Raw genomic sequence first — 22,873 nt, forward strand, 5'->3', positions numbered from 1 at the left:
AGATAGGTTTAAAGTTCGAATAACTGAACAGACTTATACCAATGTCACAGTCACAAACAGAAAAAGAAGGACAACACATGGCGAACGAATACGTACCACCAAAAGTATGGACACATGACGCAGATAACGGCGGTGAATGGGCTAGCATTAACCGACCAGACTCAGGGGCTCGTCACGAGCAAGAGCTCGCTGTGGGCTCACACCCATTTCAGCTATACTCACTAGGCACACCTAACGGACAGAAAGTGACTATCATGCTCGAAGAGCTGCTGGCTCTAGGCGTGACAGAGGCTGAATACGATGCTCATTTAATCAAAATTGGCGATGGTGATCAGTTTTCCTCTGGCTTTGTTGCTGTCAACCCGAACTCAAAAATTCCAGCACTGGTTGACCGTTCAGGAGACGAACCAGTTCGAGTATTCGAGTCGGGCAACATCCTGCTTTATTTGGCAGAGAAATTCGGGCATCTCTTACCTGCTGATCCAGCGAAAAAGACCGAGACTCTCAACTGGTTGTTTTGGCTACAAGGGTCAGCGCCGTATCTAGGTGGCGGCTTTGGACACTTCTATGCATATGCGCCAGAAAAGTTCGAGTATCCTATCAATCGATTCACTATGGAAGCTAAGCGCCAACTCGATGTGCTTGATAAGCGACTGGCTGACAACCGCTTCTTAGGCGGTGATGAATACTCTATTGCAGATATCGCTACCTGGCCTTGGTATGGCAATGTGGTTCTAGGCCGTGCGTATAACGCTGCAGAATTCTTAGATGTAGAGAGCTACAGCAACGTTATGCGCTGGGCTAAAGAGATTGATAAACGCGGTGCTGTGCAACGAGGTCGTATTGTGAATAAGCCATGGGGAGAAGAGTGGGAACAGTTGGCAGAAAGACACAGTGCTTCAGATATCGATGAAGTACTAGCCAAACGCCCTAGCTAATCACCTAATTCATAGCAAGAAGCCGCTGACTATCTCAGCGGCTTTTTTATATCAGCCATATGCAACCGATGGATAGTAGCCAAAAACAACGGTTTGGCTGCAATCGATTACTTAAAGTGCATAAATAACAGTAAACCTTTCGTTACACTCCAAAATAAACTAAATTTACCTATAGATATTGCATTTCCTATTTATTCCTATTTTTGCGTAACACTTCAACGTACCCCATCCATAAATTCCAACTATAAACTAGCCTTTATGCACCTAAGGACGACAATAGTAGTACAAAATTCTGCATGTACTAGTTAACAAATACATAATATATAGGTTTTTTGTGATTACCATTCGTCCACTACACCTGCTTGCATAGTGCCTATTTACCTAGCTTCAATGCGTTTAATGTTCAAAAAATCAGCACTTGAACACATTTTCATGACAAATGTCAGAAAAAATCATATTTAGGGCTTTCATCTACAACCACTAACTGTTTTACTTGTCACTACTAAAGCGTCAACTATAACTCTAATTAGTGTACACAGATGTATACAACCACATTTATTGACGCCTAGTGTCGACAAACACAACACAAAATATGGAGATACCGTGGCTACAACAAACGCGAAGCCTCGTGATACTTGGGGCTCAAAACTGGGATTTGTAATGGCCGCAGCTGGTTCAGCTGTTGGTCTAGGTAATATTTGGAAATTCCCTTACACGGCAGGTGAAAGTGGTGGCGGTGCATTCGTTGCTATTTACCTGATGTTCGTAATCTTTATCGGCTTCAGCGTTATGCTGACCGAATTTGCCGTTGGCCGTAAAACTGGCCTTTCTGCTGTTGGTGCATTCAAATCTACTGACCGTCGCTGGACGTTCGTCGGTGTAATGGGTGTATTAAGTGGTCTACTCATCATGGGTTTCTACCCAGTTGTTGGTGGCTGGGCACTTGCATATGTTGCGAAAGTGGGCGGTGGTCTACTAAGCACTCCTGATGCTATCGGCGACAGCTTTGGTGCTTTCATCTCTGATCCTGTTCAACCACTCATGTGGATGGGTATCTACCTTGTTCTTAACATCGTGGTAGTTATTAAAGGTATCTCAGGTGGTATCGAGAAAGCAGGCAAGATTTTAATGCCTACGCTATTTATCATCCTTATCATCGTATCTGTTAAAGGTCTGATGCTACCGGGTGCAATGGCAGGTCTTGAGTTCCTATTTAGCCCTGACTTCTCGAAAGTAGACAGCAGCGTAGTATTGGCAGCGCTTGGTCAAGCCTTCTTCTCTCTAAGCCTAGGTATGGGTTGTATGATCACCTACGGTTCTTACTTGAAGAAAAAAGAGAACCTAGTGCAAACCACTGCAATGGTTACAGCGATGGATACTGGTGTAGCACTTCTTGCTGGTATCGCAATGTTCCCTGCAATGTTCGCATTCAGCATGGAACCAGCAGCAGGCCCTGGTCTTGTATTCGTAGTTGTTCCTCAGCTATTTGCTGAAATGGGTGGCATGGTAGGTGTTGCGCTTGCACTACTATTCTTCGTTGGTCTGTCAGTAGCAGCATTGACATCATCAATCTCTCTACTTGAAGTAGTGGTTTCTTACCTGATTGATGAGAAAGGCATGAAGCGTTCGACTGCTGTACTTTCTGCAAGTGCTGTGATGGCAACACTATGTGTGTTCGCATCTCTATCACTAGGTGGCGTAGGTCCAACACTGTTTGATACTGGCGCATTCGATATCTTCGACTTGCTAACAGATAAGATCTTCCTAGCGGTTGGCGGTATGTTCATCTGTATCTTTGCTGGCTGGCGTCTAAGCCGTGAAGACCTAGAGAAAGAAATCACTAACAATGGTGAAAACAAGTTCCCTCTATTCGGTCTTTGGTACAACCTAGTTAAGTACGTTATCCCAGTAGCTATCGCAATCGTTGCAGTGGCTGGTGTGAAAGCAGGCTTTGACAGTGGTAAAGGTGAAATCATGGTGCTAGGTCTAGCAATCATCGGTGTCACTGCCCTACTATCGAAGAAACTGTAATCACTAAACAGTTCAAGTGAATGGGAAACTCGATGAGTTTCCCATTTTTTTTGTATTAAGCCTCCGCTTGGTTCTTTCCAAGCTATGAATTTTCCTCAGATCCGTTACCATTCTCGTTAACACTCTACAACGCAGAACAAAACGTGACACTGTCTCCTCTTAACGTCCTCAACTCCGTCTTTGGTTACGATAGCTTTCGCCACCAACAACAAGCCATTATTGATTCTCTTATTGAAGGCAAAGATGTTTTAACACTCATGCCAACTGGTGGTGGTAAATCTTTGTGTTACCAAATTCCTGCTATTGTTCGCCCCGGTGTCGGCGTGGTCGTTTCGCCTTTGATTGCTTTGATGAAAGATCAGGTTGATGCGCTACAGCAAGTTGGCGTCTCTGCCGCCTACTTAAACTCAACACTCGATCAATATGAACAGATGCAAGTGGAAGAGCTAGTGGCACGAGGAGAAGTGCAGCTTCTATACATTGCACCAGAGCGCTTAATGATGGAACGTACATTGAACCTGCTTTCGCAGAGTCGTGTTTCTCTGTTTGCCATTGATGAAGCCCACTGTGTGAGCCAATGGGGGCATGACTTCCGCCCTGAGTACCAACAGCTTTCAGTATTGCAGCAGCGCTTCCCTGAAGTACCGCGCATTGCTTTGACTGCAACGGCAGATCAAAGAACTAAGCAAGAGATCATCGCCCAGTTGGGGCTTTCAGATGCCAACGTATTTGTTCATAGTTTTGATAGACCAAATATTCGTTATCACGTCAGTGAACCCTCGAATGCGAAGAATGACCTCTGGTCATTTATTTCCACCCATCACAATGAAGATGCAGGTGTGGTTTACTGTTTGTCGCGTAAAAAAGTCGAAGAGACCGCCCAATGGCTAGCTGACAAAGGGCGAACCGCCTTGCCCTATCACGCCGGGATGCCAGCCAATAAACGTGATGAGCATCAGCAAAGGTTCCTGCGCGAAGAAGGCGTGATCATCGTCGCCACTATCGCATTTGGTATGGGCATTGATAAGCCTGATGTGCGCTTTGTGGCGCATCTGAGTTTGCCAAAAAGCATTGAGTCCTACTATCAAGAAACCGGTCGTGCGGGCCGTGATGGTGAGCCTGCGAATGCGTGGATGGCGTATGGCATGCAAGACATGGTGATGCAGCGTCAGATGGTTGAAAACTCCGAAGGAAGCGAGGAGTACAAGCATGTGCAAGTGCAAAAGCTCAACGCCCTGCTAGGGTTTTGTGAGTTGGTCACTTGTCGCAGGCAAACACTACTGGCGTATTTTGGCGAAGAAGAGAGTAAGCCTTGTGGAAATTGCGACAACTGCCTAAACCCTCCCATCACTTGGGATGGTACTCAAGCTGCGCAAAAAGCATTATCCACCGTGTATCGCTGCGATCAACGTTTTGGAGTGACTTACCTGATCAATGTACTGCTAGGTAAATCTGACGATCGTATCCTTCGATTCGGCCATGACAAAGTCTCTACGTTCGGTATTGGCACTGAGCTTAACGCAAATCAATGGAAAGGTGTTTTCCGTCAGCTAATAGCAATGAACTATCTTAAAGTCGAAGGCGAATACAACAGCTTAAAATTGACCGCAGCTTGTCGCCCAGTGCTACGCGGTGAACAAAGTGTCGAGCTAAGAGAGCTTAGAAAAGCCAAAGCGGCTAAGGCGCAAAAAAGTAAAGTCACCCAAGAGCTGGCAGCTTCCGATCTGCCACAGTTTGAAGCGCTCAAAGATGTTCGATTGGAGCTTGCGGTTGAACAGAATGTACCTGCTTATGTGATCTGCCATGATGCGAGCTTGCGAGAGATCGCTAAACGTCGCCCGACCACCAAAGCCCACTTACTCCAAATCTCGGGGTTTGGTGAAAGCAAGGTAGAAAAATATGGAGAAGCTCTGCTTGCCGTGGTTGAACCCCGCCCCATTGAGTTAAAGGCACTGACCGACACCGAGCTTAAAACCGTCGAGTTATTTCAATCTAACCCGTCTGTTGACTCCGTGGCACAGCAACGAGGACTCGCAAACAGCACTATCTTCGCTCACCTAGCTAAAGGCATTGAATCTGGTGCCTGCGATCTCGACCAAGTGCTCACCATTTCTACAAACGATATCAGCGCTATTGCGTCAGCAGCAGACAAAACAAACGCTATTAGTGAACGTAAACTCAAACCACTATTTGAAGAGCTAAACCAAGCGTACGATTTTGATACGCTGAAATGTGTGTTGGCGCACCTTACACGTCAAATAACTAAAAAGCCTTAACAACAGAATAGTCCGAAGTGCCTTACTCACCGAAATGGCGCTTCGGGCACCTACTTTCACACATTGTGTAATGCTCTAGGTAATCTGAGCATTCACAACAAATTCCCACATCATCAATTGTAAACCTTCCTCTTATCATCAATACTTACTGCATGTTTTTGTGGGAGATTTACGATGAAGGGAATCATTTTTACTGAGTTTCTAGAATTGGTCGAGGACAAGTTTGGTTTGGACATCACCGACCAAATGTTGGAAATGTGCCAAGACCAAGGCATCTATACTGCTGTTGGTAGTTACGATCACATAGACTTAGTTAAGCTGATCGTCGCTCTTAGCAAATTAACGGGTATCAGCGCAGAAGACTTGCAGCAGGTTTATGGCCGAACGGTTTTCAACACCCTACTAGAAAGCTTACCTCCACACGCCAGCCTCAATCGGTGCGAAACAACCTTCCAGTTTATCCAACACGTAGAACACTACATCCATGTTGAAGTGAAAAAGCTCTACCCCGATGCACAGCCACCTCAGTTCAAATTCCTTTCTGTCAACGAAACAGAAATGCTAATGGATTACACTAGCGCAAGATGTTTATCACACGTCTGTTTTGGCTTGATACAAGGCTGCGCCGACCATTACCAGCAGCAGGTCGAGATCGCTATGACGCCTCAAGACCAAAATGGTAGCCACGTTCAATTCAAGTTGAGTCTTGTTCAACAATGAGTGGTTCTATTGAGCGTAAGCTACGCCGTGAAGTCCTTTCTCGTAAAGAGGCTGAAAGGCTGCTTGAAGAAAAGAGCCGCGCACTCTATGAAACTAATCAGCAGTTGGAAGTCGCACTAGGTGAGCTCGAACAAGCATCGCTAGGCCAACTCAAAGAACTTGAGTTTAAAAAACAGCTCGACAAGCTTTTAATCCACTATGGGCAACAATTGCTATCTCGAGAGCTAGATAACATAGTGGTCAGCGAGATCACCAACCAGCTCAAGCAATTGCCCCTACTTGATGACATCGCCATTGAGCTAAACTCACACCCTGCCATTAAAAGTACTAACTGCTTGCGTGTTAGCTCTTTGCCAATGGCAGACATCAACCAGCTCACACTGACCATAGAGTTAAGTGTTGATAAACACTCATTTGGCCAAATCATCGCCTTAGGCGACATCAATGACGAGCATGTTCTAACAAATGGGTTAACCATGGTTGCTGACATGCTTAAAGGTGCGTTGCAGCGCCAGATCATCCTTCATCAACACGTTGAATCACGACAACGGGCCGAGATATCAGAGCGTTCGACTCGTGAATTTTTGGCGATGATCAATCATGAACTGCGCACACCGCTAAATGGATTGCTGGGCGGCATCGAATTACTACAAGATACCGCACTTTCGCCTCAGCAAAACCTGTTGGTTAACACTGTTAACCGCTCAGGTGAGTTTTTGCGCGTGATAATCAACGATCTACTCGACTTTAGTAAACTCAATGCAGGCATGTTTGAGCTACTCCCTACTACTTTCAGTACCGCCGAGTTAAAACAAACCTTGCAAAGCATTTTCGGCCATAAGTGTGCAGAAAAAGGACTGCGATTTGGTATCTCAATTGCGAAAGAGGTGCCGGATTATCTAATTGGTGATAGAGAGAGGATTAGCCAAGTGCTAGTGAATATCATCGGCAATGCCGTGAAATTCACCGAACAGGGAAAGGTCGACACTACATTTGCGTGGCTAGATGAGCAATTGGTAGTCACCATTAGCGATACAGGGCAAGGCATCGCAGATACCGAGTCACTATTTCAGCCTTTTACTCAGGCAGACCGAAGCGTTAACCGCCAGCACGAGGGCACAGGGTTAGGGCTTGCAATATGTGACCGCTTAGTTTCTCTAATGGAGGGCCAAATTGTTCTTGATACTCAAGTAGGGAAAGGCACCACATTCACGATTCATTTACCTTTATCGATAGGTTCAAAAATTGTAGATCTGCCCAATCAGCAAAGTAGCGACAATATCGAGCTTTCGGAGCTCAAAGTGCTGGTTGTCGAGGATATCAAGATTAATCAGCTTGTTATCCAGCAAATGCTCTCTAAGCTGATGCTTACACCTGAAATATGTGAAAACGGCCAAGAAGCACTGGATACTCTTGAGCAGCGATCCTTTGATTTGATTTTGATGGACTGTCGGATGCCAGTCATGGATGGACTACAAGCGACGAAATTGCTACGAGAGCAAGGGTATAGCAAGCCCATTGTTGCCTTAACCGCAGGTACTACATCAATGGAACGAGAGGAGTGTATTAATGCGGGGATGGACGATATTCTTTCCAAACCCTACCGCTCCTCTGAGTTGGTGGATATCTTGCGCAGATGGTGTCCGCAGAACTAGATCACAAACTCTTCATTCTTATTCGCGGCGTTTGACCATTGGTTAAGCACTTCATACAACCTGCGTTTATTCACAGGCTTGGTCAAATAGTCATCCATGCCCGCCTCTAAGCAAAGCTCGCGATCTCCAGTCATTGCGTTGGCCGTCATCGCAATGATGATAATACGCTTAGCAAGGTCCCCTGCCGCTCCTTGCCTAATTTGACGAGTGGCTTCAAAACCATCAAGCACGGGCATTTGACAATCCATCAGCACCAAATCGAAATCTTGGTGTTTTGTTAGCAAATCGATGGCAACCTGTCCATTTTCAGCGATAGTAACGCTCTCTCCCGCCCTCTCTAAGATGGTTTTTACGACCATCTGATTCACTTTATTGTCCTCTACAACAAGAATGTTGAGGCCTGTTACTGGCTCAACTTCTTGCTCTTTTTGTTGCACATAGCTGCTCACGACATTATGAGTAATCAATGGCACAGTTTCGCCATCTTCTACTGTCGACAGAATATTCAACGCATTGATCAAATCAGAGGTGGTGGCAGGTTTTGCGAAGTAACCGCTAAATCCAAAACCACGGTAATCTTGGATGTTATTTAGAGTCTCATTAGAAGTCATCAAAATAAGTTTGATTGGTCTGGTGTGCTCATCCGCTTTTAGTGCTTTGGCAAGGTCAACTCCATCGCTCCCCGGCATCTGCATATCGAGGAAAGCGATATCGAACTGCTGATCAGCTGGCTGCTGCTGGCTAATCTCTACTGCTTGGTCTTTTGACTCCGCTAAAGTGACATCAGCCCCCCAATGGTCAAGTTGTGAGCGCATGACTTCACGGTTAGTTTCATTATCATCAACCACCAAAATATTAAGCTTAGAGAGGTTAGCGTTAGGTATGATCTGCACCGCTTGATCGGATGGCTGGGTTTTCACTCGGAAACTGAACTGGCTACCTAGCCCAACCACACTGGTCACGCTAATATCCCCGTCCATAGCCTCTACCAACTTCTTACAGATTGCTAGACCAAGCCCTGTACCACCATAGTTACGTGTTGTAGATGCATCAGCCTGAGTGAAAGCAGCAAACAAGCTCTCAAGTTTGTCTTGTGCAATACCTATCCCACTATCTTTAACTTTCGCCTCCAATAGCAACTGCGCATCTTCAGTAGGAGATATTGCGACTTCGACCAGCACCTCTCCTTGTTCGGTAAACTTTAAGGCGTTGCCTATCAAGTTGACGAATATCTGACGAATTCTGGTCAGATCACCATTAACCATCGAACTCTCGATACCTGTAGTGTTTAATATCAGTTCTACATTTGGATTTTTATTTTGAAACGACATGGTTTCAAGTAAGTCATCGAGCATTCTACGAATATCAAACGGCTGTTGTTCAAGCTCCAACTTACCTGCTTCGATTTTAGAGAAGTCGAGAATATCATTAATGATTTCAAGCAGTGATTGTGCACTTGCATGAGCTAAATGGGTGTGATGGTGCTGTTCATCGGACATTTTTGTCTCTAGTAGCAGCTCAAGCATACCCAATATGCCATTCATTGGCGTACGGATCTCGTGGCTCATAACAGCCAAAAACTCACTTTTGGCTTTTACTGCAGATAATGCATTCTCCTTAGCTTCAATAAGTTCTTGTTGGTTTCGCTGAACTTCGGTGTTGTCGCGAATAAGACCAGAAAACTGAATACCCTGCTCAGTTTCAACCTTGGCAACAGATAGCACGACTGGAAAGAGCTCTCCATTTTTGCGGCGTCCTATCAGTTCTCTTCCCGTGTACTCTTTGCCTATAAACTTGCCTTCACCAGTATTGAGGTATCCTCGAATAAACGACTGGTGAACTTGAGCTAGATCCGACTCCATCAGCATGGCAACATTATTACCTATCGCTTCTCGCTCGGTGTAACCGAATATGCGCTGCGCTGCTTTATTAAATGATGAGATAGAGCCTTGTGAATTTATGATGATGATGCCGTCAGCAGCGGTATCAAATATCGCTTCTAGGCTCCGGCTCGCCTGCTCTTTCTCTCTTAGAACCTTCTGTTTTTCTTGGATTTCAAGATCGAGCCTATCTATCGACGTGGTCGATGACTTAAGAGCATTTGCCATCTGGTTAATGCTACGCCCAACATCGCCTATTTCATCCTGTCTTAACCCTGTGATCTGTCGGTCAAAATCTGCCCGAGAAAAATATCCGAGTTCTTTAGTTATTTCAGAGATAGGTTGCACCACCAACTTTCTCAACACCACCACCAACAGGAGTGAAATCAGTAACGCACCGACAGCGATCACGATTATTAGGCGATTACGAGTCTTATCAAGAGGCTCGTAGGCAAGCTCGCGGTCAAATGTGACTCTCAAGTCAAAGCTGTCGGTAGCAAACTTGATAGGGGCATGGCGAGAGATCAAATCGCTACTGGTAGACGCCACTTGACTGGTGAGAAGCTCAACTTGCAAATCATTCGATAACACCGAGATAGAACTAACAGGGCTATGCTCGACGATGAAATTGTCCAAAGCGGTATCAAGCAACACTTGATACGTATCTTGCCAAGCAAACGAAACTGCAACCCAACCCACCGTACGATTGGATTTTTTAATCGGTACCACCAACCACTGTGATATTGGAGCCCCAGGCAGATTTAGCTCTTTCAAATAAGGGTCATATACTGGATCACTGAGTCTAAGCGTATCAGCCAGCATGCGACTGAACTTAGGGAGGTCATCAATACTTGCCAGCAACAACTCTTCGCCAGCAATTTTATTGCCTTGCCCATCTCGGGTAGTAGCGGCGAAAATAGTGCGATAGTTATCAATCACTAATACGTATCGAATGTCTGAGAAAATTGCGGGAATATCATTGAGTGCCTGATTAATTCCGCTGCTATCATCCAAGTCCAGCGACGTAGCAATAGCACGATTGCGGGCCACCAGCTTAGCAATCGACAGTACATCTCGTTGCTGTTCATCAACGATGCTTTTCACCAAGGCGACCTTTCCCGCCAATTGTTGGTCAATCAGGGTATCTAGGCTAATCCGATTGGTATGCCATGAGTACCACGCCATGACACCAAGTGATGCAACGGTGGTAAAAGTAATGGCGAGAATAATTTTGGGTATCAGTTTCACTATTCAACCCACTCTATGTTGTCTTGCAAACTTTGCGGTATGCGCACACCTATCTGCTCGGCATTTTTGCGGTGAACCAATATCACTGGTGAAGCCTGAACACGAGACTCCAATTGAGCAGGCCGCACATTTTGAGTCAGTATGGCTGCAGCCAACTCACCGGACATTTTCCCTAGTAGATAAAAATCAGATACCGGACCAAATGTCGCCCCTTTTTCAATGCCTGATTTATTCGAACTAAGAATAGGAATGGAGTGCTCAAGTGACAATGCAATCAATACTTCTTCTCCACCATTTTGCATCAAAGTATCGGTCGTCGTGACAAAAGCCTGTACCTCACTTGCAACATCTGAGGCTTTAAGTCGTAAATCTTCAAGGTTGGTGGCTTCGATGTTGATGGCTTCTATTCTGTTGCGTCTAAATTGTCGAATAAGATTAGCGGATTGAATCTTTGAATTCGGTTCACCTTTGCGGTGAAAAATTGCCACTTTGTGTGCTTCGGGCACCATGGCTTTCAGCATAGAAATGTAATGCTTAATAGGAATAAAATTACTCGTACCTACTAGGTTGTTCCCAGAATACTCGAAAGATTCGATAAGCCCTGAGTCAGCAGGATATGTGACAACTGAAAAAACAATCGGCGTCGTTTTTGGCATCACATTTTTAACGATCACTGTGCCAGGTGTTGTCAGTGAATAGACAAGGTCGACTTTATGCTCTTTCAAATCATTCGCTGCCAGAGTATAAGCATCTCTGTCATTACCAAGTTGCGCTTCAATGAACACAACATCTTGCTGTAAATCTAAGCCAGCATCCTCAAGGCCCTGTTTAAAGCCTGCCAAATTATCGGGATACCCTGTCCACTGTGCGATGCCAATTTTGTAGGGTTTTGCACTAAGCATAAATGGCATACAAAACAGCGCTATAGCCAAGCACCATAGGAAGTTGGGATTAGAATTGTTCATATTATTATTCTCTAGCCTTCTCACTGACTCCTTGTGAGTCTAGCCCATAAATCCAACAAAGCTTAGTTAAAGTCATTTAATTGAACGACTTGCGCCAAATTTCGATTTTATTATGCCTTAATCGGTGATCCATACCTTAAGCTTCTCGTTTGGTTAACGATTCTGCATGCTCGATCCACTAGTGCTCAACAATCACACAACTCAAGAATAACTCATCTTTTTGATTAGAATTTCTAATTAATAATCTCCTCCAAATGAGACCTTAATCAATTTGTAACTAGATTTGTCTGTTAGCATACAATCAACATTAAATACTAATTATTACCACTAAATAAGGATTTATATATGTGGAATAGAATGAACAAATCCATGATGTTCTGCCAAATGATGTTTGGGCTGTCGTTTTATGGCGTGATGGTAATTTTGACTCGATTCTTCCTTGAGAACCTCAATTACAGTGAAGCTGAAACCATGATGGTGGTTGGGGCTTTCTCAGCGATCGGTCCATTGTTCGCGATTGCTGGCGGCTTTATTGCTGACAAATTTTTAGGCGCTTACCGTTCATTGACCATTGCCTATGCAGGTTTTACCGCAGGTTATGTATTGCTTGTATTAGGGGCAACTACAGTCAATATCCCCATGAGTCTGGCCGGTATTGCTCTTGCCAGTTACGGCCGAGGCCTTATGTCACCTTCATACCCGAGTTTGTTTAAGCGTACCTTCTCAACTCAAGAAGATTTTGAAAACGGCTATCCGGTTAACTATTCAGTCAACAATGTCGGCGCACTCATCGGCCAATATATGTTCCCAATGTTTGTATTGGTGATTGGCTTTTACGGAAGTTTCATGCTTTCTGGTGTAATGGCATTTGCTGCCCTTTTCATGATGTATACGCTTCGCAAACCCATTCATGCTGTTAGTGCAGACATAGACAAGCAGCCTGTCAGTGGGAAAAACTGGGCGCTGTTTGCGCTAACGTCAATTGCCATGATCGGGTTAGTTTTCTTTATGTTTAGCGACATGGATAAAGGCCAGAATATTGTTTATGCCATCGGTGGTGGTGCAATTGCATACTTTGTTTTCTTGATGTTCAAGGCGAACAAGTCTGAAGCACTTAAAATGGGCACCATTTTGATAGTTACGGTTTTAACTACGGCGTTTTTCGTTTACTACGGTCAGATGATGACTTCGATGACTATGGTCACCATCAACACAATGCGTGGTGATCTACTTGGTTTCATCCCTATTGCGCCGGAAGCGGCGATGTCAATGAATCCACTATGGTGTATCGTTGCAGGTCCGGTAATTGCAGGGACATTCTCGACACTTGAGAAAAAAGGCGTGAACTTTACCACTGCAACTAAGATTGGTTTCTCTTTCATCCTAACGGCAATTGCTTTCGGTATATTAACCTTAGCGGTGAAAAATATCGGTGAAGACGTCATCATTCGCCCGGAAGTATTCTTAGTTATCCACTTCTTCCAAGCGTTCGCAGAAGTTATCGTTGGCTCAATGGTGGTGGCATTCATTTTGTCTGTTACACCAAAACATATCGAAAACTTCTCAGTAAGCCTGTTCTCAGTAGCCATTGCCTTATCTGGTATCGTTGGTGCGGTATTCTCTACCTCAATAGCGGCAGACAAAGATCAAGTGATCGATCAGGCGTTTGTGCAAAATGTTTACGGCGATTACTTTAGCTTACTGACAATGCTCGCTGTGGTGATGGTTCTCGTCGCACTGCTCTCGTCAATCGCCATTCGTAAGATGCTAGCTGCTGCTAAGCAAAGCGAAGGGGAAGAACAAATCGAACTGACGGAAGCCAAGAGTTAACTCTTAACCTTCGTTAACTTTACAGGCAGCGATTTCGCTGCCTTTTTTATGTGTGAAGTTTACGCTCTAGCCCATGACCACAGACAAAAAAAAGCACCCCAAAAGGGATGCCTGTCGAACGAACGATAAAATTTCTATAGGGGTGTTTTTCAACAATGAGAAGTATCCCCCAAGATATTTATTTGAAAAAGTGAATTAAATCGTTTTGGCTAAATTAATTGTTTTTGCTAACCGATCAAAGCTTTCCATCACCTGCGAGCACTTCATAACTCGCCCATGGCCTTGCCCTTGCACTGAAACCAGTTCCACATATTTCATTTCCTGGTCCGCCTGCTGTGACACCGAATACTTGGCAAATTTATCTGCTTCATCGTGCACTATGATGGTTTGAGCGATACGGGCTCCCAGTTTGTTGTATGGGTCAACCGTGTGGAGTGGATAGTGGTACTGGTGCTCAATATCCGACACCACTGCTTTGAACAAACGCATTGAAAAACCAGAGCGTTCAATACTGCCAAACAAGTTTTCTATGTAGTTCAACACAGGGGCAATCAACAACATAGGTACATTGGCAATACGCTCATGGCGACATTCAAGGGCTGATGCTGTGCCCATGCTGTGTCCCACAACACCAACGACCTCTTGCTCCGTGGCATCGATAATACCTTCTAGCCCAGCAACAAATGCTGGAATCGAGCCATAAATGCCATCGCTCTTGCCGTGGCCGGGATGGTCATAGGCAATGGCGGTAAAACCTTGCGCTGCAATGTGTTCCATCAATGGCACGTATTGATTAGAGCTACCTGACCAACCATGAGTAAGAATCCATGCCGGGCCTTGCCCCAGTTGATAGCGAGTTAACAGACCTTCACCCGTTTCTACTTGGTCAATCCGCATTTCAGCCGGTTCTTCATTTTTTGGTGTCATGCGTACTGGAGTTAGCAGAAGCTTTTTCGCTTTCTGCTTAGCCTGTTTAGGAGCAATTAGATGAAATGCACCTGTACCAAGTCCGACTAAACTTTTCTTAACGCTAAATTTATTCGACGTATTGAAGTAAATCTTCTCACTCATGATCTTGTCCTTGCCCATAAAAGTACGGGCGTGCTTTTTATGTTTTGAATAAATGGGAGTCCTTGCTCCCATTCAATTATTGTCTCTGTGTTAGGGCGTGTTAGTTTTTCTGTCCCTAGATGCCCTAATCCGTCTTCCAGCGGGTGATAATCGCTTCAACACCTTGCCAGAAATGATCTTTACTGGTTTGCAATCCATTAATTGATGCAAATAATTGTGCGCTGAGATACAAGCCATACAGCTCAAACGTGGCTTGTCTTGCATCAAGCTTGACGTTGAACTCGCCAGAGCTTTGTCCTTTCTCTATTTGAATCGTTAGGTAGTCGATCCACATAGCGATAATTTGTTGCAGCTTTTGCTGAATCGGGCTGTCAGACTCGACACCATCCTTCCACGCATCCAAAAACATACAGCTGCCTTGATACGAGTGGTTCCAACCTAACCAGCTTTCTAGCAGGCAACGCATTTTTAGCTCGTAACAATCAAACTCTTGCGCTCGTATCGGTGCAATCACTTTCTCCACAAACACTTTATTGGCTTGATCAAGCACCGCTATTTGCAAATTCTCTTTTGAATTAAAGTGAGAAAATAACCCGCTTTTCGACATACCACATTGCTTTGCAAGCTCACCAATCGTCAGACTTTCCAAGCCTTGTTCGCTCGCTATCTCAAACGCTGTCGTCAAAATCATGTCTCGAGTTATCTTGCCTTTACTTGCCACATTCTCACCTTTACAAATGTACTATTTACATTATTAGTACGACCGTACTTTTTTTGCAAGCATCTATATTCATAAATTCACTAGACTTGATAAGTTATGGTCAAGTTATGCGTGAAGGTAGCAATGCTATGACCGTTAAGATTTTTGTCGAACGAATAGACATCCAGCTAGTGGACGGAGTCATTAGCCAATACGAGTTTATGAGATAGCCATTTATCCAAAGATTTACCCAACGACGGCATGGTGATGGGTTTCGTCAGATAGTCGTCCATACCTGCTTCGATACACTTTTCTCTATCCCCCTCCATTGCATTGGCCGTCATGGCAACAATCAGACTTTGGGGGTTAATATTTGGGTTTCGATTGCTGCGGATCTCTCTCGTCGCTTCATATCCGTCCATCTCGGGCATCTGGCAATCCATGTACACTAGATCATAAATCACTTCAGTGTTAAGCGCGGCCAGTGCTTCCAGCCCGTTTGCTGCTCGGTCGACTTTTACACCGAACTTATGCAACATGGATTGAAGTACTAGCTGATTGGTAGCAACGTCATCTACCACTAGAATACGGGCGTTATATTGAGGTTTTTGTGTGGGTGTATTTTTGGTAATAATGGTATCAAGCACCTTTCCTTGGGTGGTGCCTGATACCTTCTCTAAAACGTTGAGTAAATCAGGTTGATGTAGTGGCTTGGTCAAGTACCCTTGAATCCCTATCCCCTTCAGCTCTTCTAACTCATCTCTCTCTGCAACGGATGAGAACATGACTAAACGAGTGTTTTTGGTGGTGTCGCTTGCTAAAATTTTCTTAGCCAACTCGGCACCATCCATTTGTGGCATTTGATAATCTAGAATTGCTATCGAAAACGGAGAGTTTTCCATTGTGGCCAGTTGCAAAACCTCAAGGGCATCCTCGCCACCTGACACAACTTGGTGATCGATTTCCCATCGAGTTAACAAGCCAGAAAGCAAAGTGCGATTAGTTTCAATATCATCGACCACCAAGATTCGTTGTTTTTTCAACTCGCCCGTAGGTAAGTAAACCACAGACTCTTGGTGAGAGTTGTCGACCACAATCGTGAACCAAAATGTTGACCCTTTCCCAGGCTCACTCACTACACCTATATCGCCCCCCATCATCTCACACAACTTTTTGCTGATAGAAAGCCCAAGACCCGTCCCACCGTACTTGCGAGTGGTCGAACTGTCCGCTTGCGAAAAGCGAGCAAATAATCGCTCTTGTTGCTCTTTGCTGATACCAATACCACTATCAACGACTTCAAATCTGAGCGTAGTTTGATTAGCGTTTGTTGCGTGACTTGATACGTAAACAGCCACTTCACCTTCTGCGGTAAATTTGATGGCATTGTTCACTAAGTTGAGCAAGACTTGACGTAAGCGTCCCGAATCACCGCAATAGTACTGCCCAAGCACTGGCGATGCGGGACAGACGAAGTGGACTCCTTTGTCTTGAGCAATTAACTCAAGCATCTGCCCTATTTCCTCCAAAAGCTCACCTAGGTCAAAATCAATCGACTCAAGTACAACTTTGCCAGCTTCAATCTTTGAGAAGTCAAGAATGTCATTGATGATGGCGAGCAATGACTCAGCACTGTTTTTTGCTGTTTGAGTCATTCGATATTGGTCTTGATTTAGGTTGGTATCGAGAAGTAGATTGGTCATTCCAATGACGCCATTCATTGGTGTTCGAATTTCATGGCTCATGGTCGACAAGAAATCTGTCTTAGCCACTGCTGCAGCTTGTGCTTTTTCCTGTTCTTGTTTTAGTTTCTCATTGTAGGCATGCATCTTTCGGTCGTTATCAATCAAACTGGCTGTCATTTCAATAAGACCTTTGGTCAAAACCGCCAGCTCATCCTTCCCTGTAAGATATTGATTACTGTGCAAAGCTTCAGCTGCGTTCTCTAACTCCCCTTGCTCTACCTGCTTAGATGCACGAACTAATTGCTCGATGCGCAGTTTAATTCGATTAGAAGACCAGATAGCAATAACAGTAATGATCACAATGGCATAGATGGTACCAAAGAGTAAAACGAAGCCCGTTTGTTTCGCCGACGCATCTGACTTTTGGGTGCGTATTTCGATCAGCTGCTGCTCGACTCCAATAAAGTGGGCAATTCTGTTGCGAATTTGATCAACAATCTGCTTGCCTACCTGGCTTTTTAATAGGTCCGTCACGCTGTCCATGGTTGCATGGCCGTTATTGACCAACCGACGCTGAGCGATACCACGAAAAGCCACTGTTTTTAGCCACTTTTGATGAAGCTTCTCCACCTCTTCTAACACAAGCACTTGGCTCGGGTTATCACTTACCTGCACAGAGAGTGTTTCAATACGTTCAGACCAAATATTCAACGCATTATCAAACGGCGCTAAAAAATCCTGCTCACCAGTAATTAAATATCCTCGCTGTCCTGTTTCCATATCAGCAGTTAAACTCAATAACTCTTGTGCTCGAGCTATCGCTTTTTGAGTGTGCTCTACCCAGTTACTATCTTCCACCATGGATTGGGTGTTTTGATAAACAGTGATCGACACCGCTATCATCAAAAAGATGGGGATGGAAAAAATGACAAAAAACTTTTTTTGTATCGATATATCGTCAAACCAAAGACTTATTCGAGACATAGATGCTCTTATAGCAGTTCCTTTATTGTCTCTAGTTTAGAGTATTTAGTGTGAATTTTTTCTCACTGAGCTCAAATTTTGATCGGGAATCTAGTAAATTCGTACTAATCGTTGCTCTATTGCAAATCATTAGGCCAAGTGACTGCTTTTTGAAGTAAAATAGCGCAGAAATTTAGATATAAGGTTGTATCGATGAAACTTTCTTTTGCTCGTTGGCTATTGCCATTATGTGTTCTTGCTGTAGCAGCAGGCGGATTTTACGTAGTTAAGGCAAATGGCCCTGAAGTGCCACAAACCAAACCTGTTGACCCAACGCCAAAAGTGAGTGTTGAAACCCTTACCCCTATCGCACATCCAGTAAAGATCGTTAGCTATGGTGAGCTTCGTCCGCTGGAAACTACCCTAATATCAGCGCAAGTTTCAGGTGAAGTCGTGAGTTGGCACCCAAACTTTGTGCCAGGAGGCATTGTTAAACGTGGTGAAGTGCTGTTTTCTATCGAATCAGACAACTATGAAGCTGCGGTTCTTCAAGCCCAAGCATCGGTTGCACAAGCACAATCCGTGTTGATTGAAGAACGCGCCAGAGCAAAAGTTGCAGAGCGACAAGCTAAAAGCTTAAACAAGAGTCAAGTCACTGATTTGTATTTGCGCAAACCACAAGTATTAAGTGCGGAAGCACAGCTTAAATCGGCGCAAGCGGCGCTTAAACGTGCTAATCGTGACCTAGACAACTGTAATGTGATCGCACCATACGATGCATTAGTGACCGCGAGAGATTTAGGTTTAGGTCAATTTATTACCGCTGGTGCTCAAGTGGCAAAACTCAACAATATTGAAAATGCTGAGGTGTTACTTCCAATTGCAGGCTTCGATAGCCGTTTCCTTCCAAGCAACCTTTCAGGTTTGGATGCAACAGTGACCCAAAAGAGCACCAAAGATTTAACTCGTAAAGCGAAGATTGACCGCGATCTAGGTGTTGTCGACAGCGCTACTCGTATGGTCAACATCGTGGCTCGAGTTGAAGATCCTTACGGACTTAACTCTGGCCTTGATGCGATGCACTTTGGTAGCTATCTCGAAGTAGAGTTTACCGGAAAGACCCTAGATAACGTGTTTAAGTTACCTCAAGAACTGGTGTCTAAAGATCAAGTGTGGGTGGTGAACGACAGCAGTGAGCTTGAAGCGCACAAAGTGGTAGTTGCTCGAGAAGAAGATCGTTTTTTCTATATCAGCAGTGGCTTAACTGTTGGAGATAAAGTTGTCACTACCTTGCCTGAATACCCGCAAGAAGGCATGAAAGTCGAAGTGTTGGAAAAATCATTATGAGTCAGACCCAACCACAAAAAGGCCTCATCGCCTATTTTGCCAATAACTCAGTTGCAGCAAACCTGCTCATGGCGTTTATCATCATCATGGGTGTGATCAGTTATGTGACGATACAACGCCAGATGTTTCCTAATTTCGAAATCAATTACATCGAAGTGTCGGCATCTTACCCAGGAGTTTCAGCGCAAGAAATCGAAGAAAGTATCCTGATCAAAGTTGAAGAGAACATCAAAGACATCACTGAAATTAAAAAGGCGGTATCCAACGCCTATCGTGGTGGTGGTAATCTTTCTTTAGAAATTGATACTAAAGCGGATCTTCAGCAGGTACTCGACAAAGTCAAACAGCGTGTTGACGCCATCGCAAGCTTCCCTGCGGCGATGGAGCCAATTAAAGTTCGCCAAATAGAATGGCGACAAGACGTCATCGGCATGGTGCTGGTGTCTGACCGCTCGTTAAATGAATTAAAGCCACTTGCTAAAAAAATCGAGAAAGAGTTGCTTCAGCTAAGCAATGTGTCTTTGGTGACCGTGAGTGCACCAAATGATGAAATAGCTATCGAAGTTCACCCTGATGCGCTTCGCACCTACGGTCTTACGCTGCAACAGGTATCTCAAGCTGTGCAGAGCTACTCGGCTAACTACTCAGCCGGCCAAATTCGTACCAATTCAGGCATAATTTCAGTAAGGATTGAAAACCAGTATTACAGCGGTCAAGAGTTCCGACAAATTCCAGTTAAGCTTGGGGCAAATGGTTCTAAGGTCTTACTACGAGATATTGCCACAATCAAAGACGATTTCGTTGAGGGTGAGCGTTACTTTAAATACTCAGACAGCAACGCCATCTACTTATCGGTAAAAGCCACCAAAACTCAGAATATGGTGCCAATCGCCAAAACTGTTCACCAATTTATCGAAGCTCGCAACGAAACCTTACCTCAAGGCATCCGACTGGAAACCTTGATGGACATGACTCACTACCTCAACGCCCGTCTAGATATGATGCTCAGTAACTTGCTGCAAGGCTCAATTCTAGTTGCACTGATGTTAGGGCTATTCCTGCGCTTTAAGCTTGCGATGTGGGTGATGGTGGGCTTACCTGTTTGCTTCCTAGGGGCGGTAATGATGATGCCGATGTTTGGTATCAGCCTAAATATCATTTCACTGTTCGCATTCATCATGGTGCTCGGTATCGTGGTCGATGATGCCATCGTCATGGGTGAGAGTGCCTATACAGAAATAGAGAAAAACGGCGGCGGAGTCGAAAATGTCGTACGAGGGGTAAGAAAAGTAGCCACTCCTGCGACATTTGGTGTGTTAACCACCATCGCTGTTTTTGCACCGTTTGTATTCTCAACAGGTCCAGAAAAGGCCTTCTTCTTTGGCATCGCCGTTGTGGTGATTTTGTGTCTGATATTTAGTTTGATTGAATCGAAACTGATCTTGCCAGCGCACCTCGCCCACACCAATTTTACGCCAATCAAGCCAGATAGCTGGCGAGCAGGATTTAACCGCCGATTCTTTGGTTTTGTTAACGGCCCTTATCGCAACTTCATCCGCAAATGTACTCATTGGCGCTGGAGCGTATTTACGGTCTTTATTGCATTATTAAGCGTTAGCGTTGCCGCAGTATTGGCAGGGCACGTGCGCATGGTACCCACACCAAAAGTGCCTCATGACTTCCCTAGCATTGTGTTCGAAATGAACAGCAATGTGTCTGATGAACAGACCATCGCCGCACTGCTGGAAATCGAAGATGCGGTTCAATCGGTAGAGAACCAAACCATTGAAGAATATGGTAAAGGCATCGTACGAGACATCATGATCATGAACGAAGGGCGCACCAATGGTCGCTTGATAGTGCCATTAGTGGATGAAGACGATAGACCTTACAATACTTTCGAGCTTTCTCGTCGCTGGCGAGAAGCGATCCCGACCATTGTCGGACTGAAGTCAATTACGATCCAAGACGACGTCAATGGCAGTGACAGCGGCGATGAATTTGGTTACCTACTCTACGGACCAGACATCGACACACTCAACGAAGCAGGTCGTTACTTCATTTCACAACTTCAGCAACAAAATGGGCTGTTTGATATCAGCTCATCAATTGATTCAAGTAGTAAAGAAGTTCAGCTCAGCCTTGCGCCTGTCGCTTATGACCTTGGGTTAGATTTGGCTACCGTCGCCCAGCAGGTTGGTGGCAGTTTTTACGGTGGTGAAGCTCAGCGAATCATTCGTGATGGTGAAGAGGTGAAGGTGATGGTGCGCTATCCAAAACTCACGCGTGAGGCTTTCTCTTCCCTTCGCCACACGCTCATTACTACACCTTCAGGTTCTCAAGTGATGCTAGGCGATGTCGTTGAAATCACTCAAAAACCAGGCATCAATACTATTCGTCGAGAAGGCGGCTATCGTACCGTGTATGTCTACGGCTCTATTGATGAACAACTGGTGGAACCAGACAAAGTGGTAGAGCAGATTGAACAAAACCTACTACCAGCATTGAAAAAAGCCTACCCTCAGGTCACCACAGAATTGGGTGGAACGATTGAAGAACAGCAGCAACAAAAACGTGAACAGATATCGTTCTTTGTCGCTGGCATGCTAATCGTTTATATCTTACTGGCAGTGCCGCTACGTAGCTACAGCCAGCCATTGATCATCATGTCCGTTATCCCGTTTAGTTTAACCGGTGCAATCTGGGGTCACATGGCGTTTGGATTGGATCTGAGCATGATGTCGACCTTCGGTCTCATTGCGGCAGCGGGTGTTGTGATCAATGACTCCTTGGTGATGACAGATTACATCAATGGGGCGAGAGCACGGGGCGTTGCTATCAAAGAAGCGGTGATTGAAGCAGGTTGTGCGCGTTTTCGAGCGATCACTTTAACCTCAATAACAACCTTCATGGGAGTATTGCCGATCATGTTTGAAACCAGTCTTCAAGCCAAATTCGTCATTCCGATGGCGGTGGGATTGGGCTTTGCCGTATTGTATGCCACCTTGCTAACCTTAGTTTTGGTGCCTTGCCTCTACCTAATGTTGCAAGACATCAAAGCACTGTTTAGACCCATCAAGCGTCTGTGGTCGAAACAAGAACAAATGTCTAGCTAGCAACTAGTCAACGAGAAACAAAGCCCTGTGTTAACTAGGGCGTGTTGACCTCTCGAGGCCAACACGCCCTAATCTCATGGGGCTTTCTAGTCTTTACAGCAAGTTGATACCAAAGGACTTTAGTACCCAGGTTAAGATGGCAAAACAGCCAATGGAAATCATCGCACCTATGGCCAGTGCTGTCCAAAACGATAGGTATTTGAGCAGCCATGGAAAAGCTAAAAACATTGGCAAAGTAGGAAGTACATACCAGAAAGTATAATAAGCATGTTTAGATAGCTTTCCCTGCTCTAGCCCTTCAAGGTGCATCCAAATCAAAGCTAATATGGTGACAGTAGGTAGCGCAGCAGTAAGTGCACCTAACTTATCACTGCGCTTAGCTATCTCTGAAATCAAGACAACCAAGCCAGCAGTAATGGCATATTTGGCTATCAACCACGCCATAATC

The 22,873-nt window shown here is 44.9% G+C and carries 14 protein-coding genes; 8 read left to right on the forward strand and 6 right to left on the reverse strand.

Translation table 11 applies throughout. The features are described from left to right. Positions 1 to 77: 77 nt before the first annotated feature. The 5 genes from yghU to J4N39_RS19805 all read left to right on the forward strand — a co-directional run bounded on the left by yghU (position 78) and on the right by J4N39_RS19805 (position 7,620). Entirely contained in the window at positions 78 to 938 is an 861-nt protein-coding gene (gene yghU, locus J4N39_RS19785; RefSeq protein ID WP_252026857.1) for a glutathione-dependent disulfide-bond oxidoreductase, read from the forward strand. 603 nt (positions 939 to 1,541) lie between these two features. Further along, a complete protein-coding gene (locus J4N39_RS19790) occupies positions 1,542 to 2,969 on the forward strand; it encodes a sodium-dependent transporter (RefSeq protein WP_252024114.1) in 1,428 nt (475 codons plus the stop codon). A 143-nt stretch (positions 2,970 to 3,112) separates the two neighbouring features. After that, positions 3,113 to 5,245, forward strand: coding sequence for a DNA helicase RecQ (gene recQ, locus J4N39_RS19795; RefSeq protein ID WP_252024116.1), 2,133 nt, complete (start codon positions 3,113 to 3,115; stop codon positions 5,243 to 5,245). A gap of 174 nt (positions 5,246 to 5,419) precedes the next feature. Beyond that, complete coding sequence (locus J4N39_RS19800; protein WP_252024118.1) at positions 5,420 to 5,965, forward strand: heme NO-binding domain-containing protein; 546 nt, start codon at positions 5,420 to 5,422, stop codon at positions 5,963 to 5,965. Then, a complete protein-coding gene (locus J4N39_RS19805; RefSeq protein WP_252024120.1) occupies positions 5,962 to 7,620 on the forward strand; it encodes a response regulator in 1,659 nt (552 codons plus the stop codon). Before J4N39_RS19800 ends, J4N39_RS19805 begins: the two co-directional genes overlap by 4 nt. Here the strand turns inward: J4N39_RS19805 and J4N39_RS19810 are convergent. Then, positions 7,617 to 10,748 carry a hybrid sensor histidine kinase/response regulator gene (locus J4N39_RS19810; RefSeq protein WP_252024122.1) on the reverse strand — a complete coding sequence of 1,044 codons (3,132 nt, stop codon included), beginning with the start codon at positions 10,746 to 10,748 and terminating at the stop codon, positions 7,617 to 7,619. The genes J4N39_RS19805 and J4N39_RS19810 overlap by 4 nt on opposite strands. Beyond that, the gene (locus tag J4N39_RS19815) at positions 10,748 to 11,713 is read right to left on the reverse strand and encodes an ABC transporter substrate-binding protein (RefSeq protein ID WP_252024124.1); all 966 of its coding nucleotides are present in this window, start codon (positions 11,711 to 11,713) and stop codon (positions 10,748 to 10,750) included. The genes J4N39_RS19810 and J4N39_RS19815 overlap by 1 nt, the downstream gene beginning before the upstream one ends. Before the next feature lie 345 nt (positions 11,714 to 12,058). Between J4N39_RS19815 and J4N39_RS19820 the strand changes: the two genes are divergently transcribed. Beyond that, positions 12,059 to 13,543: a peptide MFS transporter gene (locus J4N39_RS19820; RefSeq protein ID WP_252024126.1), complete on the forward strand. Its 1,485-nt coding sequence runs from the start codon at positions 12,059 to 12,061 to the stop codon at positions 13,541 to 13,543. 195 nt (positions 13,544 to 13,738) lie between these two features. Here J4N39_RS19820 and J4N39_RS19825 read toward each other — a convergent pair whose 3' ends face one another. The 3 genes from J4N39_RS19825 to J4N39_RS19835 form a co-directional block, all read right to left on the reverse strand. Continuing rightward, positions 13,739 to 14,614, reverse strand: a complete 876-nt coding sequence (locus J4N39_RS19825) for an alpha/beta fold hydrolase (RefSeq protein ID WP_252024128.1) — start codon at positions 14,612 to 14,614, stop codon at positions 13,739 to 13,741. Between the two features lie 124 nt (positions 14,615 to 14,738). Further along, on the reverse strand, positions 14,739 to 15,305 hold the full coding sequence (locus tag J4N39_RS19830) for a TetR/AcrR family transcriptional regulator (RefSeq protein ID WP_252026859.1): 567 nt from the start codon (positions 15,303 to 15,305) through the stop codon (positions 14,739 to 14,741). 197 nt (positions 15,306 to 15,502) lie between these two features. After that, on the reverse strand, positions 15,503 to 17,983 hold the full coding sequence (locus J4N39_RS19835; protein ID WP_252024129.1) for a hybrid sensor histidine kinase/response regulator: 2,481 nt from the start codon (positions 17,981 to 17,983) through the stop codon (positions 15,503 to 15,505). A gap of 192 nt (positions 17,984 to 18,175) precedes the next feature. Here J4N39_RS19835 and J4N39_RS19840 point away from each other — a divergent pair, with 192 nt between their 5' ends. Together J4N39_RS19840 and J4N39_RS19845 are read left to right on the forward strand one after the other, a co-directional pair. Next, entirely contained in the window at positions 18,176 to 19,309 is a 1,134-nt protein-coding gene (locus tag J4N39_RS19840) for an efflux RND transporter periplasmic adaptor subunit (protein WP_252024131.1), read from the forward strand. Continuing rightward, positions 19,306 to 22,425: an efflux RND transporter permease subunit gene (locus J4N39_RS19845; protein WP_252024133.1), complete on the forward strand. Its 3,120-nt coding sequence runs from the start codon at positions 19,306 to 19,308 to the stop codon at positions 22,423 to 22,425. Before J4N39_RS19840 ends, J4N39_RS19845 begins: the two co-directional genes overlap by 4 nt. 93 nt (positions 22,426 to 22,518) lie before the next feature. Here the strand turns inward: J4N39_RS19845 and J4N39_RS19850 are convergent, their stop codons facing one another. Then, positions 22,519 to 22,869 (reverse strand): DUF3147 family protein, encoded by a 351-nt coding sequence (locus J4N39_RS19850; protein ID WP_252024135.1) that lies wholly within the window; start codon positions 22,867 to 22,869, stop codon positions 22,519 to 22,521. Positions 22,870 to 22,873: the final 4 nt, after the last annotated feature.

The organism is Vibrio sp. SCSIO 43136 (assembly GCF_023716565.1).
Taxonomy (GTDB): domain Bacteria; phylum Pseudomonadota; class Gammaproteobacteria; order Enterobacterales; family Vibrionaceae; genus Vibrio.

What these genes read in the sequence shown, in the direction of transcription:
- J4N39_RS19840 (WP_252024131.1), top strand. Translation starts at nt 18,176, where the DNA reads ATGAAACTTTCTTTTGCTCGTTGGCTATTGCCATTATGTGTTCTTGCT.
- J4N39_RS19835 (WP_252024129.1), bottom strand. Translation starts at nt 17,983, where the DNA reads ATGTCTCGAATAAGTCTTTGGTTTGACGATATATCGATACAAAAAAAG.
- J4N39_RS19815 (WP_252024124.1), bottom strand. Translation starts at nt 11,713, where the DNA reads ATGAACAATTCTAATCCCAACTTCCTATGGTGCTTGGCTATAGCGCTG.
- J4N39_RS19805 (WP_252024120.1), top strand. Translation starts at nt 5,962, where the DNA reads ATGAGTGGTTCTATTGAGCGTAAGCTACGCCGTGAAGTCCTTTCTCGT.
- J4N39_RS19820 (WP_252024126.1), top strand. Translation starts at nt 12,059, where the DNA reads ATGTGGAATAGAATGAACAAATCCATGATGTTCTGCCAAATGATGTTT.
- J4N39_RS19825 (WP_252024128.1), bottom strand. Translation starts at nt 14,614, where the DNA reads ATGAGTGAGAAGATTTACTTCAATACGTCGAATAAATTTAGCGTTAAG.
- J4N39_RS19850 (WP_252024135.1), bottom strand. Translation starts at nt 22,869, where the DNA reads ATGGCGTGGTTGATAGCCAAATATGCCATTACTGCTGGCTTGGTTGTC.
- yghU (WP_252026857.1), top strand. Translation starts at nt 78, where the DNA reads ATGGCGAACGAATACGTACCACCAAAAGTATGGACACATGACGCAGAT.
- J4N39_RS19845 (WP_252024133.1), top strand. Translation starts at nt 19,306, where the DNA reads ATGAGTCAGACCCAACCACAAAAAGGCCTCATCGCCTATTTTGCCAAT.
- J4N39_RS19830 (WP_252026859.1), bottom strand. Translation starts at nt 15,305, where the DNA reads ATGATTTTGACGACAGCGTTTGAGATAGCGAGCGAACAAGGCTTGGAA.
- J4N39_RS19800 (WP_252024118.1), top strand. Translation starts at nt 5,420, where the DNA reads ATGAAGGGAATCATTTTTACTGAGTTTCTAGAATTGGTCGAGGACAAG.